This is a genomic window from Saliniradius amylolyticus (genome assembly GCF_003143555.1).
Classification (GTDB): domain Bacteria; phylum Pseudomonadota; class Gammaproteobacteria; order Enterobacterales; family Alteromonadaceae; genus Saliniradius; species Saliniradius amylolyticus.
Window position 1 is genome coordinate 835169 of sequence record NZ_CP029347.1, and the last position, 17381, is coordinate 852549.

Consider the following 17381-nt stretch of genomic DNA (forward strand, 5'->3'; position numbering starts at 1 on the left):
GAGACTTATAGCGGAAAATCCCCTCGGCGGCAAGCGCCGAGGGGGGGATGATTATTGGCGCCAGGCGGGAATGCCCGGTTCGTAGCTATCAATCGCCTCGGCATGCTGCAGAGTTTCGCCGATGGCATCCAGGCCATTCAGTAACTTATATTTATGATGTTCTTTGATATCGAACTCAAACGTCTTGTCGGCCACTTTAACCTGCTGGTTGGGCAGATCGATGGTGATAGGAATGTCGGCGTCGGCTGTTACCAAATCGAACAACGCATCCATCTGCTGATGGCTCAAGGCGACGGGCAACAGCTGATTATTCATGCAGTTACCATAGAAGATATCGGCAAAGCTTGGCGCAATGACGGCCTCGAAACCATAATCGGTCAACGACCAGGGCGCGTGCTCGCGGCTGCTGCCACAGCCGAAGTTTTCCCGCGCCAGCAGAATATTGGCCCCTTGGTGTTCGGGCTTATTCAAGACAAAATCCGGGTTAGGTTGTTTTTCTTCCAGATCCAGATAGCGCCAGTCGTGAAACAGGTGCTTGCCAAAACCAGCGCGGCTGACGGCGGTTAAAAACTGCTTGGGGATGATTTGATCCGTATCTACGTTGGCCTGATTTAAAGGCACGGCCTTGCCCTGTATGGTGGAAATGGGCTTCATGCTTGTAACTCCCTGACATCGACAAAATGACCCTTGATGGCAGCCGCAGCGGCCATGGCGGGGCTGACCAGGTGGGTGCGCGCGTTGCGACCCTGACGGCCCTCGAAGTTGCGGTTGCTGGTTGAAGCGCAGCGATCGCCGGGCTGCAAAATATCGTCGTTCATACCCAGACACATAGAGCAGCCGGGCAGACGCCATTCAAAGCCCGCCTCGGTAAAGATTTTATCCAGACCTTCGGCTTCAGCCTGGGCCTTAACCGCTGCCGAGCCGGGGACCACCATGGCGGTGACTGAACTCGGCACTTTACCTTGAGCGGCCACCTTAGCGGCCGCGCGAAGATCTTCGATACGACTGTTGGTGCAAGAGCCGATAAAGACATGGCTGACGGCGATATCGGTGAGCTTCTGACCTGGCCTAAGATCCATATATTGCAAGGCTTTCTGCGCTGAGGTTTGCACTACAGGGTCGGTGAAACTCTCCGGGTCGGGTACCACAGCATTGATCGCAGCCACCTGCCCGGGGTTGGTGCCCCAGGTCAACTGAGGCTCGATGTCTTCGGCTTTTAGAGTCACGGTGGTGTCAAACCGGGCATCCGCGTCGGACTTTAGCTGCTGCCAGTCGCTGATGGCGGCTTCCCAGTCTGCGCCTTGAGGGGCTCGCTCCCGGCCTTTTAAATAATCGATGGTGGTCTGATCCGGGGCGATCAGGCCAGCTTTGGCACCGGCTTCGATGCTCATATTACAGATGGTCATGCGCTCTTCCATGGACAGCGCCTCAATGGCACTGCCGGCGTACTCAATTACATGGCCGGTGGCGCCAGCATGGCCGATCTGCCCGATGATCGCCAGGATAATGTCTTTGGCGGTCACACCTAGTCCCAGTTCACCATCGACTTTGACCAGCATGGTCTTGGCTGGGCTCTGTTTTAACGTCTGGGTGGCAAATACATGTTCTACCTCTGAGGTGCCAATGCCGAAAGCCAGAGCGCCAAAAGCGCCATGTGTCGCGGTGTGAGAATCACCACAAACCACCGTCATGCCCGGTAGGATAAGGCCCAGCTCAGGGGCAATAACATGGATAATGCCTTGTTTCTTATGACCAACGGGAAACAGTTCCACCCCGTGTTTCTCACAGTTATCCCTTAAGGTGGACAGTTGCAGGGCATTGGTGGGACCGCAGGCATCCAGCGCCAGCGAGCGGGTGGAAATGCTGTGATCCATGGTAGCGAAGGTTTTATCCGGGCGGCGCAACTTGCGGCCCTTATCGTCCAGTCCCGCAAAGGCCTGGGGTGAGGTGACTTCGTGGATCAGGTGGCGGTCGATATAGATTAAGTTATCGCTACCGGAGCGGGCTACCAAATGTGTATCCCAGATTTTCTCGTATAAGGTCTTACCCATCAGGCGTTATCCTCAATAATTCGGGCGATGTAATTGCCTACCTCGCCGGTGGACTTGGCTTTATGCTTATCTTGTTCGCTTAATAGCTCGGCGGTCACCACGCCATCTTCCAAGGCGTGCTGGACTGCGGCCTCAATCGCGTCGGCAGCGGCCTGTTCGTTCAGGCTGTAGCGCAGTAGCATGGCTGCTGACAGAATCTGAGCGATGGGATTGGCAATGCCCTGACCGGCGATATCGGGCGCCGAACCGCCGGCCGGCTCGTACATGCCAAAGCCCTGTTCATTGATGCTGGCCGACGGCAGTAAGCCCATGGAGCCGGTGATCATAGCGCATTCATCGCTGATGATATCGCCAAATAAATTAGAGCAGAGCATGACATCAAACTGGTTGGGGTAGCGCAGCAGCTGCATAGTGGCGTTATCGATATAGATATGTTCCAACTCTACATCCGGGTAATCGGCGGCGACTTCCTCGGTGACTTCTCGCCATAAGCGACTGCAGGTCAATACATTGGCCTTATCCACTGACGTCACTTTTTTGCGGCGCAGACGAGCTGCCTCAAAGGCGAGCTTGGCAATTCGCCGGATCTCGCGCTTACTGTACCTCATGGTATCGAAAGCAAAGGCCTCTTCGCCTTCGCCCTCCATCCCCTTAGGTTGGCCGAAATAGATGCCACTGGTGAGTTCACGCATTACCAGTACATCGAAGCCACTGGCGGCAATGTCGGCGCGCAGAGGCGATAGATGCTCCATGCCCGGATAGATGCGTGCCGGACGCAGGTTGCTGAACAGATCAAAGTGACTGCGCAGGGTCAACAGTGCAGCGCGCTCGGGGCGCTGCTCCAGCGGCAGGCTGTCCCATTTCGGGCCTCCAATGGACCCAAATAATATGGCGTCGGCCTTCTCACAGCCAGCCAGCGTCTGCTCAGGCAGCGCATGGCCGTGATTGTCAATGGCACAGCCACCCACATCGTATCGGGTTAAGGAAAAGGTCAGCTTAAAACGCGTTGCCACGGCGGCTAAGACTTTCTCGGCCTCGGCCATGACTTCTGGACCGATACCATCGCCGGGTAACAGCGCTATCGAATATTCAGACATTTATACCCCTGCTATTTTCTGTTGTTTTTTCTCATCTATCTGGTCCGCCAGACAGGTGTTGTTTAATACATAAATCAAGGCCTTGACGCCGGCTTCAACGATGTCGGTGGCAAGACCAATACCATTAAAACGACGGCCCTTGTACTCGGCGACCACACTGACCTGGGCCAGGGCGTCAGCACCTTCGCCCTTGGAGTCCAGTTTAAAGTCGGCGATTTCCACTTCATCATTGCCGGTAACCTGGATGATGGCATTAAAGGCCGCATCCACAGGACCATTGCCAGTGGCTGACGCTGTGCCTTCCTCCTCGCCCATGCGCATTTTTACCGTGGCGCTGGGGATCATGCCCTTGCCGGCGTTGGCTTGAAGGTACAGCAGCTCGTAATGAGGTTCTTGCTGTTTTTGCTGATCGAAAAACACCAGGGCTTCCAGGTCGTAATCGAAGACCTGACCTTTTTTGTCGGCCAGTTTCAAAAAGCCCTCATAAAGGGTCTCTAAGTCGAAGTCGCTATCCTTATAGCCCAACTCGTGCATCCGGTGCTTGATCACGTGGCGGCCGGAGCGGGAGGTCAGGTTTAAATTGTTTTTATTAATGCCCACGCTTTCGGGAGTCATGATTTCGTAGGTGTTCTGTGATTTCAGCACACCGTCCTGGTGAATGCCGGAGGAGTGGCTGAAGGCATTGGCCCCGACGATGGCCTTGTTGGCCTGTACCGGCATATTACAGATCTGGCTAACCAGCTTCGAACTGCGGGATATCTCGGTACTGTTGATGCCGGTGGACAAGCCCAGTAATTCCTGACGGGTTTGCAGGATCATGGCGATTTCTTCCAACGAACAGTTGCCGGCCCGCTCACCGATACCGTTAAGGGTACATTCTACCTGACGAGCTCCGGCTTGCACCGCAGCCAGAGAGTTGGCTACCGCCAGACCTAAGTCGTTATGACAATGGACGGAGATGGTGGCCTGGTCGATATTGGGCACCCGATCAAACAGGTTTTGAATGATGCCACCAAACTCGGTGGGGATGGTATAGCCCACAGTATCCGGGATGTTAACCGTGCTGGCCCCGGCTTTAATGGCTGCTTCCACCATTCTGCACAGGTAGTCCGGATCGGTTCGGCCAGCGTCTTCACAGGAAAATTCCACATCGTCGGTATACTGGCGAGCATGCTTAACTGCCTTGACCGCCATTTCCAATACCTCGTCCTGGGACTTTCTCAATTTGCTGTCCACGTGGATACTGGAGGTCGCAATAAAGGTATGTATACGAAAACGTTCGGCGACGCTCAGCGCCTCACCACAGGCATCAATATCTTTAAATACGGCTCGTGACAGACCACACACCACGGAGTCTTTTACTTCACGGGCGATCTGCTGTACTGAGGTAAAGTCTCCGGGGGAGGATACCGGGAAACCTGCTTCGATCACATCGACGCCCAGCCGTTCCAACGCCAGGGCAATTTGAATCTTTTCTTTGACACTCAGGCTGGCGGGCAGAGCCTGCTCGCCGTCTCGTAAAGTGGTATCAAATATTTTTACCTGCTCTGTCATCATCTTATCCTTCTGGCATTTTCTCGGCGCTGAAACGAAAAACCCGTGCTAGGCACGGGTTTGTTTGATGCGACTGTCGCTTGGCTACGACTTCCCCGTGCAATCTGGTTGCCCTGATAGTAGTCGTAGTGTCAGTAAAGCGGTCGCGTACATAGTTTCAATCTGATTCATTCGCTGCTGGCGCTATTGTTAAATGTTATGGCCTAAACAGTCAAGCTTTGTGATGGTTTTATCCTAATATCTTTTTGCTTTTTGTTTTCTATTAGGATGTATGTTTTGTTTTTATGGGTGTGTTTAGTTCTTTTATACCCAGACGGTCTTTTATTAAGCACTTGATTGAGGCTTGTGAAAAACTGGACCGCTTTTTGCAGAGTCAGGCCAGTTGTCAAAATTTCGTTGTTTGAGCCTGACTCTATGGAACTAAGCGCTTACCTGAATCGATTCGATAAAGAACGCTTCAAACAGATGTCCTCCGGCCTGGGTGCGCCGGTAATTCTGCTGGCCATTATGGGTATGGTGATCCTACCCATGCCGCCGGTGCTGTTGGATATTTTGTTTAGCTTTAATATTGCCCTGTCACTGGTGGTGATATTAGTGAGCGTGTTCACTCAACGGCCCGTAGAGTTTGGTGCTTTTCCTTTGGTGCTACTGATCGCCACAGTACTCAGGCTGGCTTTGAATGTAGCCTCTACCCGAGTGGTCTTGCTGGAAGGTCACGAAGGGGGAGACGCTGCTGGTAAGGTCATAGAAGCATTTGGTGAGGTGGTCATCGGTGGCAACTATGCTGTGGGTATCGTGGTGTTCGCCATCCTGATGATTATCAACTTTAAGGTGGTGACCGCCGGTGCAGGCCGGATTTCCGAGGTGAGCGCGCGTTTTACTCTGGATGCTTTGCCGGGCAAGCAGATGGCCATCGACGCCGATCTGAACGCGGGATTCATTAATCAGGAAGAGGCCAGACAGCGTCGTCAGGAAGTGACCGCTGAGGCTGACTTTTACGGCTCCATGGACGGTGCTTCTAAATTTGTTAAAGGCGACGCTATTGCGGGCTTAGTGATCATGGTGATCAACATCGTCGGCGGTCTGTTTATCGGCATGATTCAGCACGATCTCAGCTTCAGTCAGGCAGTGGAAATTTACACACTGCTCACCATTGGTGATGGCCTGGTGGCGCAAATTCCATCGTTACTGTTATCCGTTGCCACCGCGATTATCGTGACCCGGGAAAATGACACTCAGGAAATGGGCGCAGAGGTTAAGCGCCAACTCGGTAACCGCACCGCGTTGACCATTACAACCGGCATATTATTTGTAATGGGCATCGTACCCGGTATGCCGCATATGGCATTTCTGGGTCTGGCCTGTGTTACCGGTGGGCTCGCGTATTACAGCTACTATATTGAGAAAAAGCAGGCGGAACAGCCTCAACAGCCAGAAAATCTGCCTGAGCAATCTCAATCCAAAGGCGAAGTCAAAGAGCTGGGTTGGGAAGATGTGCAGCAGGTCGATACCATTGGTCTTGAAGTCGGCTACCGGTTGATCCCCTTGGTGGACAAGTCTCAGGGAGGCGAACTGCTGACGCGCATTAAAGGTGTGCGTAAGAAGCTGTCCCAGGAGCTCGGGTTCTTAATCCCACCGGTACACATTCGAGATAACCTTGATCTCAGTCCTAATAACTACACCATCGCCATGCTGGGTGTGACCATCGGTGAGGCGGAAATCGCTCACGATGCGGAGCTTGCTATTAACCCCGGTCAGGTGTTCGGTAAACTGGAAGGCACGCCAACCACTGACCCGGCCTTTGGCTTAGAAGCTGTATGGATTAAATCAGAGCAGAAAGAGCATGCTCAGACTCTCGGCTATACCGTTGTCGATGCGGCGACTGTAGTGGCTACTCACCTGAGCCAGCTGCTGACGAATAATGCCTATCAGTTGCTGGGCTATGAAGAGGTACAGCAACTTCTGGATATGCTCGCGAAGCAGCATCCTAAGCTGGTGGAAGGCTTGGTGCCGGATGTGATGCCGTTGGGTACGGTGGTCAAGGTGCTGCAAACCCTGTTGTATGAAGGCATTCCGATTCGGGATCTGCGCACCATTATCCAGACCCTGTGCGAGTATGGACCTAAGAGTCAAGATCCCGACGTTCTGGTATCGGCCGTGCGCATCGCTTTAAAACGCCTGATCGTTCAGGAAATCAATGGTTCGAGTCAGGAAATTCCGGTAATCACGCTATCTCCAGATTTGGAACAGATGTTGCATAAGTCTCTTCAGGCTGGCGGCAATGAAGGCGCTGGCATCGAACCCGGCCTGGCTGAGAAGATGCAGAACTCACTCGGCGAAGTGGCGCAGCAGCAAGAGCTGGCCGGAGAACCTGCGGTACTGCTGACATCTGGCATGTTGCGGCCCGTGTTATCGCGTTTCCTGAAAAACGCGATCAGTGGCTTACATGTATTGTCGTATCAGGAAGTACCGGATGATAAACAGATCAAGATCGTTAGTGCCATCGGGCAGTAATAGAGGGGAGAGGCCATGAAAATCAGACGCTTTTATGGAAAGGACATGCGCGACGCTTTGTCGCAGGTGAAAGAAGAACTGGGCGGTGATGCGGTAATCATGTCGCAAAAGAAGGTCGGTGATGGCATCGAAGTGGTGGCAGCCTATGATAAAGAGCCGACTAAGTCCGCGGTGCAGCCACAAGCTCAGCCGCAAGCTAAAGCTCAGAGTTCGGTCACTCCGCTGCGCCAGAAATCTGACACCCTGTCTTCTCAGGCGAAGGCTTCGCCCAGCCTGAGTGAGATTATCGGTGATGAAGGTCAGGACTCCTTGCGAGCGCTACTGGAGAAGCAAGGTGCCATACCCAGTCAGCCCCAAACCACCTCCGAACCCGGTCCTCAGACTCAACCTGTAGCTGACCCCAAGCCTGTCCCCTCTCAGGCTCAGCCGGCCGCACAGCAGGGCTCAATGGACGACATTCGTCAGGAGCTGGCCTCGCTGCGCAATGTCTTAGAGTTTCAGGTCTCTGGTCTGATGAAACAGCAGCGTCAGCAGGAGCGCCCCTTACACGATTATCTTATCGAGCGGCTCAAACAGATGGGCATCAGTGAATCTCTGGCTGAGGAAGTGGTGTCGTACACGCCGCCCAATTGCGAAGAGCGAGATGCCTGGAAGTTTTTGCTGAAGTTGCTGGCCAATAAAATCCACACCTCTAATAACGATATTGTACGCAATGGCGGCGTGGTGGCCTTGGTGGGTCCCACGGGGACGGGTAAAACGACTACCATCGCCAAGCTGGCGGCCCAGTACGCGCGTCGTCATGGCGGTGACAAGGTGGCACTGATTACGATCGACAGCTATCGCATTGCAGCTTATGAACAGTTGGCGACTTATGGCAAAATCATTGGTTGCCAGGTGAAAAAGGCCGCCACGTCCGAAGAACTGTCCGATTTGTTGTATCAGTTCCGTAATAAAGGCCTGGTGCTTATAGATACTGCTGGTTTCGGGCAAAGAGACGCTCGCCTAATCAAACAGTTAGATACATTGAGCCAGTCAAGTTATGCTAGTATCAATCATTATCTGGTGCTGGCTGCCAATGCCCAGCGTCAGGTTATGACGCACACCCTCGACACCTATGGACAGATTCCGCTAAAAGGCTGTATTCTGTCAAAATTAGACGAGTGCTACAGTTTAGGGGAAGCTGTCAGTGTCGCGATCGAGCAGCGCTTGCCGGTAAGTTACTTGACCGATGGTCAGAGAGTGCCGGAAGACATTAAGGCGGCCGATGCAAAATATTTGATCTCATGCGCGGCCAGACTCTATAAACAATTTGCGCTCGGAGCGGCCAAAACCCAACGAGCGGTGAACTCAGCAGTATCAATATGATTGAGGATCAGGCGAGTAGCTTACGAAGAATGAATCAGCCTAAGCAGATTAAAGTGATTGCGGTCACAGGGGGAAAAGGGGGTGTGGGTAAAACCAATATCACCCTGAACACGGCTATCGCCATGGCCAAGCAGGGCAAGCGCGTTATGGTGCTGGACGCCGACTTGGGACTGGCTAACGTGGACGTTATGCTTGGGCTGAGAGTCGAAAAGAACCTGTCTCATGTGTTGTCCGGCGAGTGCTTGTTGGATGAGATTCTGGTAGAGGGCCCTCATGGCATCAAGATTGCCCCAGCCAGTTCCGGCACCCAGAGTATGACCGAACTCAGCCCCACAGAGCACGCTGGCTTGATTCGCGCCTTCAGTGAATTGCAAAGCCAAATCGATGTTCTGATTGTGGATACCGCCGCCGGTATCTCCGACATGGTATTAAGCTTTTCCCGAGCCTCTCAGGACATTATGGTAGTGGTTTGCGACGAGCCCACCTCCCTGACCGACGCTTATGCTTTGATCAAAATTTTGAATCGCGATTATGGCGTATTCAAATTCAAGGTCGTGGCCAATATGGTTAAAAACCTGCGCGAAGGGCAGGAGTTGTTTGCTAAGTTGTCCAAGGTAACCCATCGATTTTTGGATGTCGCTTTGGAACTGGTGGCCACGGTGCCCTTCGATGAAAATATCCGTAAGGCTGTGCGCAAGCAGCAGCCTATTGTGGATGCCTTCCCGGGTTCGCCTGCATCTGTCGCCATTACCAACCTGGCCAAACAGGCTTTGCGTTGGCCGGTTCCGGAGCAGGCTGGTGGACATTTGGAGTTTTTCCTGGAGCAGTTGGTAAATCACGACCCCCAAATGCAGAGAGATAAGGCGTGAACAGTAAAGCGGCAGCTTATCAACAACAAGACGATAAACGTCAACTGATCGAACAGCATGCGCCTTTGGTGAAGCGCATCGCCCATCACCTGATGGCAAGACTGCCAGCCAGCGTGCTGGTTGATGACTTGATCCAATCGGGGATGATCGGGTTGTTGGAGGCGGCCAAAAACTTTGATGGTTCCAAGGGAGCCAGCTTTGAAACCTTTGCCGGTATCCGTATTCGCGGTGCCATGTTGGATGAGATTCGAAAAGGTGACTGGACCCCGCGTTCGGTGCATAAGAATGGCCGCGCTATTGCCGAAGCTATTTCCGAGGTGGAAAAAGAGACCGGTCGCGACGCTCGCGATCTGGAAGTGGCTGAGAAAATGCAGGTCAGCGTGGATGATTACCACCAGATGCTCAATGAAGTGAATGCGGGTCGGATGATCGGTATTGAGGACCTGGGAGTAACAGAAGATGTGCTCAGTACCGAAGAGTCTCGCCAGGCAGACACGCCTTATCGTGATCTGGAACAAGGTGCGTTTCAAAAGGCGCTCGCCCACGCGATTACCACTTTGCCGGAGCGGGAAGCCATAGTATTGTCCCTGTATTATGACGAAGAGTTGAACTTACGAGAGATCGGCGAGGTACTTGACGTCAGTGAATCCAGGGTGAGTCAGATTCATAGCCAGGCGATGTTGCGTTTGCGGACTCGGATGCAAACTTGGCAGGCCGCCTAGAAAGCAGTATGTTAATTCTAATCAGTGCAATCCTCATCGGAGGCAGTTTTGGATAAAAATATGAAAATTCTTGTTGTTGATGACTTTTCAACAATGAGACGAATCATTAAAAACCTTTTAAAAGATCTTGGCTTTACCAATGTCCAGGAAGCGGACGACGGTAACACTGCACTGCCAATGCTTCAGCAGGGAGATTTCGACTTTGTCGTGACCGACTGGAATATGCCGGGCATGCAAGGTATCGACCTGTTACGGGCCATTCGTTCCGATGATAATCTAAAGCACCTTCCCGTATTGATGGTGACCGCGGAAGCCAAGAAAGAGCAAATCGTGGCGGCGGCCCAGGCCGGAGTCAACGGTTATGTCGTTAAGCCGTTCACTGCAGCCACATTGAAAGAAAAGCTCGACAAAATTTTCGAACGCCTGGGTTAATCCGGCGCCTCCTACCCGAATAAGGAACGCCCGATGACAGATAAATCCAATACCCCCATCTCCCTGGAAGAAGCCAGGGAATTGGTGCAATTGCTTGAGCAAGGCGATAATGAGGGAGCTAACGCGCTGTTGGAATCCATCAGCTTGCGGGACTCCACCGAGCTGTTTGCCGAAGTGGGCAAACTGACCCGCCAGCTGCACGATTCATTGAATAACTTTCAATTGGATGCCCGCATTGCCAACCTGGCCAATGAAGACATTCCCGACGCCAAGACCCGACTAAACTATGTGATCGAAACCACGGAGCAGGCTGCTAATACCACCATGGACGCGGTAGAAAAGAGTATGCCCATGGTGGAGCAGTTGAATGCGAATATCGGTGAGATACTGCCCGAGTGGAAGCGTCTGATGAGCCGTGACATTGAGCTGGGAGAGTTTAAAGCGCTGTGCCATAAGGTGGACGCCTTGCTGGAGCAGTCGAACAATGACACGGCTAAGTTGACCGAATTAATGACCGAAGTGTTAATGGCTCAAGGTTATCAAGATCTAACTGGGCAGGTGATTCGTAAAGTCATCGACCTCGTTAAAGAGGTGGAAGACAGTCTGGTTCACATGTTGACTGTATTTGGTGAACCGGAAGTCAATGAAAAAGCTAATAAATCTGAGTCTGATTCCGATAAAGCCAGAGAGGCTGAAGGCCCCATCATCGATGCCGAGAATCGCGACGATGTTGTGACCGGTCAGGATGATGTGGACGATTTGCTGTCGAGCTTAGGATTTTAGGGGGCTGAAATGGCTTACGATGTTGACGAGGAAATACTACAGGACTTTCTGATCGAAGCGGGCGAGATACTCGACCAGCTTCAGGAGCAGTTAGTGGATCTGGAGAACAACCCAGATGATCAAGATCTGCTGAATGCCATTTTCCGCAGCTTCCATACCGTTAAGGGCGGCGCTGGATTTCTCTCGTTAACTGAGTTGGTGGATATTTGTCACGGCGCAGAGAACGTCTTTGACATCTTGCGTAACGGTCAGCGTCAGGTGACATCCGATTTAATGGATGTAATCCTGGAGTCCTTGGATACTGTCAACGATATGTTTGAGCGGGTTAAAGCCAGAGAGGATTTGGAGCCCGCTTCTCCTGAATTGCTGGACACCCTGCATCGCCTTAGCAAACCGGAATCGGAAGATGAAAAGGCGGCCGCCGAATCTGCGCCAGCAGAGCCCGAGCCCGACCCTGAGCCGGAAGCGCCGACACCCTCTGAAAACGCTGAACAGGCAGGAGAGGGTGACAGCATTGATGAGATCACCGAAGATGAATTCGAAGCGCTGCTGGATGAGTTGCACGGTCCGGGCAGCGGTCCCTCCAAGGCTGAAAAAGAGGCAGCTTCAGCGGCTCCATCCGGAGAGAAAAAAGGTGAAGACGGTGATGAGGATATTACCGATGAAGAATTTGAAGCCTTACTGGATGAACTCCATGGAGAGGGTAAGTTCAAGGCGGGTGAAGAACCTGACAAGAAATCCACTAAAGAAGCTGCGGCAACATCTTCTGGTGAGGGTGATGAAGAGATTGACGAAGACGAGTTTGAGGCTCTGCTAGATCAGCTGCATGGTAAGGGTAAAGGCCCTGGTGCTGATGAGGACAAGTCGGCAGCACCCAGCCCCTCTCCCTCTCCGGCGCCGAGTCCGTCTCCCAAATCCGAGTCTGGCTCTCCCAAGCCTGCTCCTGCGCCGAAGCCCACACCGGCAGTGAAGAAACCGGCGACCAATGACAAGAAACCAGAGCGTAAAGCCGCCGCTGCTCCGCCGGCGGAAACAACCGTTCGTGTGGACACGAAGCGTCTGGATGAAATTATGAATATGGTTGGCGAGCTGGTATTGGTCCGTAATCGTTTGCTGACGCTGGGCAATAATGTGACCGATGAGAACATGACCAAGGCCATTTCCAACCTGGATGTGGTGACTGGCGACTTGCAAGGCGCGGTGATGAAGACCCGGATGCAGCCGATCAAGAAAGTCTTCGGTCGTTTTCCTCGAGTGGTTCGGGACCTGGCACGCAGCCTGAAGAAAGAGATTACCCTTAGTTTGGAAGGGGAAGAGACGGATCTGGATAAGAATCTGGTGGAAGCTCTGGCTGACCCCTTGGTGCACTTGGTGCGTAACTCGGTTGATCATGGCATTGAGATGCCTGACGAGCGGGAAGACGTTGGTAAACCGCGCATGGGTAATGTCAAGCTTGCCGCGTCACAGGAAGGCGACCATATCCTTTTGACCATTCAAGACGATGGTAAAGGTATGGATCCGGAGAAACTTAAAGAAATCGCCATCAATCGTGGTGTTCTGGATCCGGATTCGGCGGCGCGTCTGTCGGATACCGAGGCCTTTAACCTGATCTTTGCCCCCGGCTTTTCCACCAAGACCGAAATTTCCGATATCTCCGGTCGCGGCGTGGGCATGGATGTGGTCAAAACCAAGATCAACCAGTTAAATGGTACCATCCACATCGACTCTGAAAAGAATGTGGGCACTCGTCTGGACATCAAAGTGCCACTGACGCTGGCCATCCTGCCAACCTTGATGGTGGTGATTGGCGAACAGACCTTTGCTCTGCCGTTGGGTGCCGTCAGCGAGATCATTAATGTGGATGAGAGCCGCACCAATACAGTGGATGGTCAGCTGACCATGATTGTGCGTAACAAAGCCATTCCCTTGTTCTACCTACGGGAATGGTTGGTGCGTAATCCGAGCCCCGAACCTATTGACCGCAGCAAAGGCCATGTAGTGGTGGTGCAGCAAGGCACTCAACAGTTTGGCTTTGTGGTGGACAGTCTCATCGGTCAGGAAGAAGTGGTCATTAAACCCTTGGATAAGTTGTTACAAGGCACGCCGGGTATGGCCGGCGCGACTATCACCAGCGATGGTGGCATTGCGCTGATCGTTGACATCCCCAGTCTGGTTAAGCATTACGGTAAAAAATCCCGATAACACAAGGCAGTAGTTGGAATGGCGTATAAAGTTCTGGTGGTGGATGATTCAACGTTTTTCCGGCGTCGAGTAGCGGAAATCTTGGATCAGGAACCAGGATTGGAGGTTGTAGGACAGGCCAGAAATGGGAAGGAGGCGCTGACTCTTACCGAGCAGTTGGATCCGGATGTCATCACCATGGACGTGGAAATGCCGATCATGGATGGCATTACCGCCGTGGGTAAGATCATGGCTCAGTCGCCGCGCCCGATCATTATGTTTTCTTCACTGACGCACGAGGGCGCTCAGGCTACTCTTGACGCCCTTGATGCTGGTGCGCTGGATTTTCTGCCGAAGAAATTCGAAGATATCGCTCAGGATCGCAAAGAGGCAGTGACTCTTTTGCGACAGAAGGTAAAGAGTCTGGCGCGCAAGCGCCATTTTATGCCTTCCCGGCCCCGAGCCAGTTTACGGCAGCGCCCCCTGACACCAACCGCTCGGCCTGACACGACTCGACCCACCCCTTCCGGGGAGTCGCAGCGGCGCCAGCCCTTACGGGCGTCAGGCAAGTCTTATAAGGTTCTTGCCATTGGGGCCTCAACCGGTGGTCCTGTGGCACTACAACAAATTTTGAGTAATCTGCCCGCGAACTTCCCTTATCCGGTGTTATTGGTTCAGCATATGCCCGGTACTTTTACCAAGGCCTTTGCCGAGCGCCTGGATGGGCTGTGTAAGATCCGAGTCAAAGAAGCCGCTCAGGGCGATGTACTCAAGCCTGGCCATGCCTATCTTGCTCCCGGCGGCACTCAGATGTTAATGGAAGGCAACCCTCAGCAGTGTTCTATCAAGATCATTCAGGAAGCCACCATCAGTGGGGTGACCTATAAGCCAAGTGTGGATCTCAGCTTTGCGTCGCTCGGACGTATTTTTGGTGGCGATGTATTGGCGATTGTGCTGACTGGTATGGGGGCCGATGGACGGGAAGGTTGCCGTTCCTTGAAGCAAAAAGGTGCCACTATCTGGGCTCAGGATGAGAAGACTTCTGTGGTCTATGGCATGCCGCAGGCAGTCGCGAGTGCCGGACTGTCGTCCAAAGACTTACCCATCGACCAGGTGGTGGAGCACGTGTTGGCTGAAATGAAGGTGTCTGGCTGATATGCAGGCCCGTATTGCCATTGATGGCAAGTCTGCCGAGAGAAATTGGCTATGAAGATTTGGACGGTGGCCAATCAGAAAGGTGGAGTGGGCAAGACTACCACTACGGTCACCCTCGGCGCCTTATTGGCGCAGAAAGGCTATCGTGTCATGTTGGTGGATACCGACCCGCACGCCTCGCTGAGTTATTACTTTGGGGTAGATTCGGAAGAACTGTCCGGCAGCGTCTATGATGTGTTTACCGCCGGAAGTAACCTGTCGTCTGACACTGTGCTGGATGCCCTTTGCCCGACGAAACTGGATTCTCTGTTTTTATTACCGGCGACCATGGCACTGGCGACCCTGGATCGCAGCATGGGTACGCAAAGCGGTATGGGCTTGCTGTTGAAAAAAGCACTGCATCTGGTAGAAAGCGAATTTGACTATGTACTGATTGACTGTCCACCGGTGCTAGGGGTATTGATGGTCAATGCGTTGGCAGCATGTGAACAAATCCTGGTGCCCGTGCAAACTGAGTATCTGGCTCTGAAGGGCTTGGATCGTATGATGCGAACTCTGGAGATCATGCGTGGCAACCAGAGTGGTGAATATCAGTTTACCATTGTGCCGACCATGTACGATAAGCGAACCAAAGCCGCCTTAGAGTCGTACCAGAGACTGAAGCAGACCTATGGTGACAAGGTATGGAACGGCGTAATCCCGGTGGATACGCGCTTTCGCGATGCCAGCCAGGCTCTGACACCACCGCCCGTCTATTGTCCGAAAAGCCGTGGTGTGATTGCCTATGAGCGACTATTAACCAGTATCGAACAGTGAGTGGTAAACAGTGAGTTCCGGTCATTTTGCGAATGAAAATATAATGCAGGCCTATCTGAGCGATCTGTTGACCGAACCTGAGGTTGACCCGGTCCAGCAGCAGTCAGTGGAACGGTTGCTGAAGTCGGCCGAACAGCATCTGAAACCGGCGCAATCAGAGACTAAGGTGGTGACGGATGCGGCCGATAAAGAACCACAGACGCAGTCTAAGCCACAGACTCAGGCTGGTGAAGGAGGGGGCGCCTCAGTCGCAGAGCGGGCTGGGTTTGAACAAGGTGAGTTTCAGGCACTGTATTTTACTGTGGCTGGCTTACTACTGGCGGTACCATTGACCGAACTGGGCGGTATTCACCAATTGGAGAAGACCTCGCCCTTGTTCGGTAAGCCCGACTGGTTTGATGGGGTGATGATCCACAAACAGCAGAAGTTGAACGTGGTGGATACCGCGCGTTGGGTAATGCCGCAAAAGTACGATGAAACACTGGCAGAATCACTAAATTATCAATATCTTATAATGTTAGGAGAAAGCCAGTGGGGATTGGCCTGTGAGTCGCTGGTCAATAACGTCACCCTGCAGCATGAGGATATTAAGTGGAGTGACGGCCAGGGTAAGCGTCCCTGGTTGGCAGGACTGGTCAAAGAGAAGATGTGTGCCCTTATTCATGTCAGCGAGCTGATTAAAATGCTGGATCGGGGCATGGGAATGAATGACGATAATTCGGGAGCGGGTCTATGACGGCTGAACAAAGTAAGAGTACTTCCATTCTGGATAAGGGTGTGGAAGATAACGACGAGGTGCTCCAGTGGGTTACCTTCCGTCTGGGGGATGAAACTTACGGCATCAACGTGATGCAGGTGCAGGAAGTGCTTCGCTATACTGAGATCGCTCCGGTACCGGGCGCGCCTTACTATGTCCTGGGGATCATTAACCTGCGTGGTAATGTGGTAACGGTGATCGATACTCGCTCACGCTTCGGTCTGGACGCTCACGAGGTTACTGACAACACCCGTATCGTTATCATCGAATCTGACAAACAGGTCGTGGGCATCTTGGTCGACAGCGTTGCCGAGGTGGTTTACCTGAAAAGCTCTGAGATCGATAGTGCGCCCAATGTGGGTACCGAAGAAAGCGCGAAATTCATTCAGGGCGTGAGTAATCGTGATGGAGAGCTACTGATTCTGGTGGACCTCAATAAGCTGCTGACTGATGAAGAGTGGGATGAAATCTCGGCCTTATAACCGCAACCCCCGATTGATCATGCCCGGTATACGCCGGGCATTTTTTTAAAGGAGTCGGCTTTTGGAATTGCAGTGGTTCATCGGCACTGTCGGCGCCGTTTTGGTGTTGTTGTTGCTATTACTGGCCTGGCAGATTCGTCGCTCGGGACGCTTGCATGAGCAGTTACGATCGATATCGGAAAAACAGCATCAGCAGGCCAAACGACTGACCGAAGTCGACGCCCAGCTTCATGAACTTCGCACCGGTAGCATCGGGGTGGGGGATAGAGTGAAGCAACTTACCGTGCAGCTCGAAGAGCTAAAACAGCAACAACGGGAGCTGGCTGAGATGGAGCCGGAGTCTAAGCTCTATTCCAAGGCGGTAAAGCTGTTTCAGAATGGCGCAGGGATCGAAGAGGTGATGCAGGAATGTGAACTGCCTCGTGCCGAGGCTGAGTTGCTATTTAACCTGCACGGTAAAGCGTCCTGATCGTCATATCCTTGTATTCTTAAAAGTCGGTTAATGCGCCTTGCTGACTGACCAAACTCCTTCCTTTTTGCGCTGTTATCGCATCACTTACGTTGTCTTGTCAGGCTTCTGGAAAGGATGTTGAAGCAGTGGAC

General features: G+C 52.8%; 16 protein-coding genes. 12 read left to right on the forward strand and 4 right to left on the reverse strand.

Annotation, left to right across the window (positions count from 1 at the left end):
* Positions 1-51: 51 nt before the first annotated feature.
* Genes leuD through leuA form a run of 4 tightly spaced genes read right to left on the reverse strand, consistent with a single transcriptional unit; the run spans position 52 to position 4702 of the window.
* Positions 52-654 carry a 3-isopropylmalate dehydratase small subunit gene (leuD, locus tag HMF8227_RS03940; protein ID WP_109338947.1) on the reverse strand — a complete coding sequence of 201 codons (603 nt, stop codon included), beginning with the start codon at positions 652-654 and terminating at the stop codon, positions 52-54.
* Entirely contained in the window at positions 651-2051 is a 1401-nt protein-coding gene (gene leuC / locus HMF8227_RS03945) for a 3-isopropylmalate dehydratase large subunit (protein WP_109338948.1), read from the reverse strand. The genes leuD and leuC overlap by 4 nt, the downstream gene beginning before the upstream one ends.
* On the reverse strand, positions 2051-3148 hold the full coding sequence (gene leuB, locus HMF8227_RS03950; protein ID WP_109338949.1) for a 3-isopropylmalate dehydrogenase: 1098 nt from the start codon (positions 3146-3148) through the stop codon (positions 2051-2053). Before leuB ends, leuC begins: the two co-directional genes overlap by 1 nt.
* Positions 3149-4702 (reverse strand): 2-isopropylmalate synthase, encoded by a 1554-nt coding sequence (leuA, locus tag HMF8227_RS03955; protein WP_109338950.1) that lies wholly within the window; start codon positions 4700-4702, stop codon positions 3149-3151.
* Positions 4703-5116: 414 nt separating this feature from the next.
* Here leuA and flhA point away from each other — a divergent pair, with 414 nt between their 5' ends.
* The 12 genes from flhA (at position 5117) to HMF8227_RS04015 (ending at position 17247) form a co-directional block, all read left to right on the forward strand.
* Positions 5117-7216: a flagellar biosynthesis protein FlhA gene (gene flhA / locus HMF8227_RS03960; protein WP_109338951.1), complete on the forward strand. Its 2100-nt coding sequence runs from the start codon at positions 5117-5119 to the stop codon at positions 7214-7216.
* A gap of 15 nt (positions 7217-7231) precedes the next feature.
* Positions 7232-8581 carry a flagellar biosynthesis GTPase FlhF gene (gene flhF / locus HMF8227_RS03965; RefSeq protein ID WP_109338952.1) on the forward strand — a complete coding sequence of 450 codons (1350 nt, stop codon included), beginning with the start codon at positions 7232-7234 and terminating at the stop codon, positions 8579-8581.
* On the forward strand, positions 8578-9450 hold the full coding sequence (locus HMF8227_RS03970) for a MinD/ParA family protein (protein WP_109338953.1): 873 nt from the start codon (positions 8578-8580) through the stop codon (positions 9448-9450). The genes flhF and HMF8227_RS03970 overlap by 4 nt, the downstream gene beginning before the upstream one ends.
* Complete coding sequence (locus HMF8227_RS03975) at positions 9447-10172, forward strand: RNA polymerase sigma factor FliA (RefSeq protein ID WP_109338954.1); 726 nt, start codon at positions 9447-9449, stop codon at positions 10170-10172. Before HMF8227_RS03970 ends, HMF8227_RS03975 begins: the two co-directional genes overlap by 4 nt.
* A 48-nt stretch (positions 10173-10220) precedes the next feature.
* Positions 10221-10604: a chemotaxis response regulator CheY gene (gene cheY, locus HMF8227_RS03980; RefSeq protein WP_109338955.1), complete on the forward strand. Its 384-nt coding sequence runs from the start codon at positions 10221-10223 to the stop codon at positions 10602-10604.
* 33 nt (positions 10605-10637) lie between these two features.
* A complete protein-coding gene (locus HMF8227_RS03985) occupies positions 10638-11387 on the forward strand; it encodes a protein phosphatase CheZ (RefSeq protein WP_109338956.1) in 750 nt (249 codons plus the stop codon).
* Between the two features lie 9 nt (positions 11388-11396).
* Positions 11397-13589, forward strand: coding sequence for a chemotaxis protein CheA (locus HMF8227_RS03990; protein ID WP_109338957.1), 2193 nt, complete (start codon positions 11397-11399; stop codon positions 13587-13589).
* 18 nt (positions 13590-13607) lie between these two features.
* Positions 13608-14723, forward strand: a complete 1116-nt coding sequence (locus HMF8227_RS03995; protein ID WP_109338958.1) for a protein-glutamate methylesterase/protein-glutamine glutaminase — start codon at positions 13608-13610, stop codon at positions 14721-14723.
* A 51-nt stretch (positions 14724-14774) separates the two neighbouring features.
* Complete coding sequence (locus tag HMF8227_RS04000) at positions 14775-15539, forward strand: ParA family protein (protein ID WP_109338959.1); 765 nt, start codon at positions 14775-14777, stop codon at positions 15537-15539.
* Positions 15540-15582: 43 nt separating this feature from the next.
* Positions 15583-16275, forward strand: a complete 693-nt coding sequence (locus HMF8227_RS04005; protein ID WP_109338960.1) for a chemotaxis protein CheW — start codon at positions 15583-15585, stop codon at positions 16273-16275.
* Positions 16272-16778, forward strand: a complete 507-nt coding sequence (locus HMF8227_RS04010) for a chemotaxis protein CheW (RefSeq protein ID WP_109338961.1) — start codon at positions 16272-16274, stop codon at positions 16776-16778. Before HMF8227_RS04005 ends, HMF8227_RS04010 begins: the two co-directional genes overlap by 4 nt.
* Positions 16779-16839: 61 nt before the next feature.
* Positions 16840-17247 (forward strand): DUF2802 domain-containing protein, encoded by a 408-nt coding sequence (locus HMF8227_RS04015; protein ID WP_109338962.1) that lies wholly within the window; start codon positions 16840-16842, stop codon positions 17245-17247.
* Positions 17248-17381 lie beyond the last annotated feature (134 nt).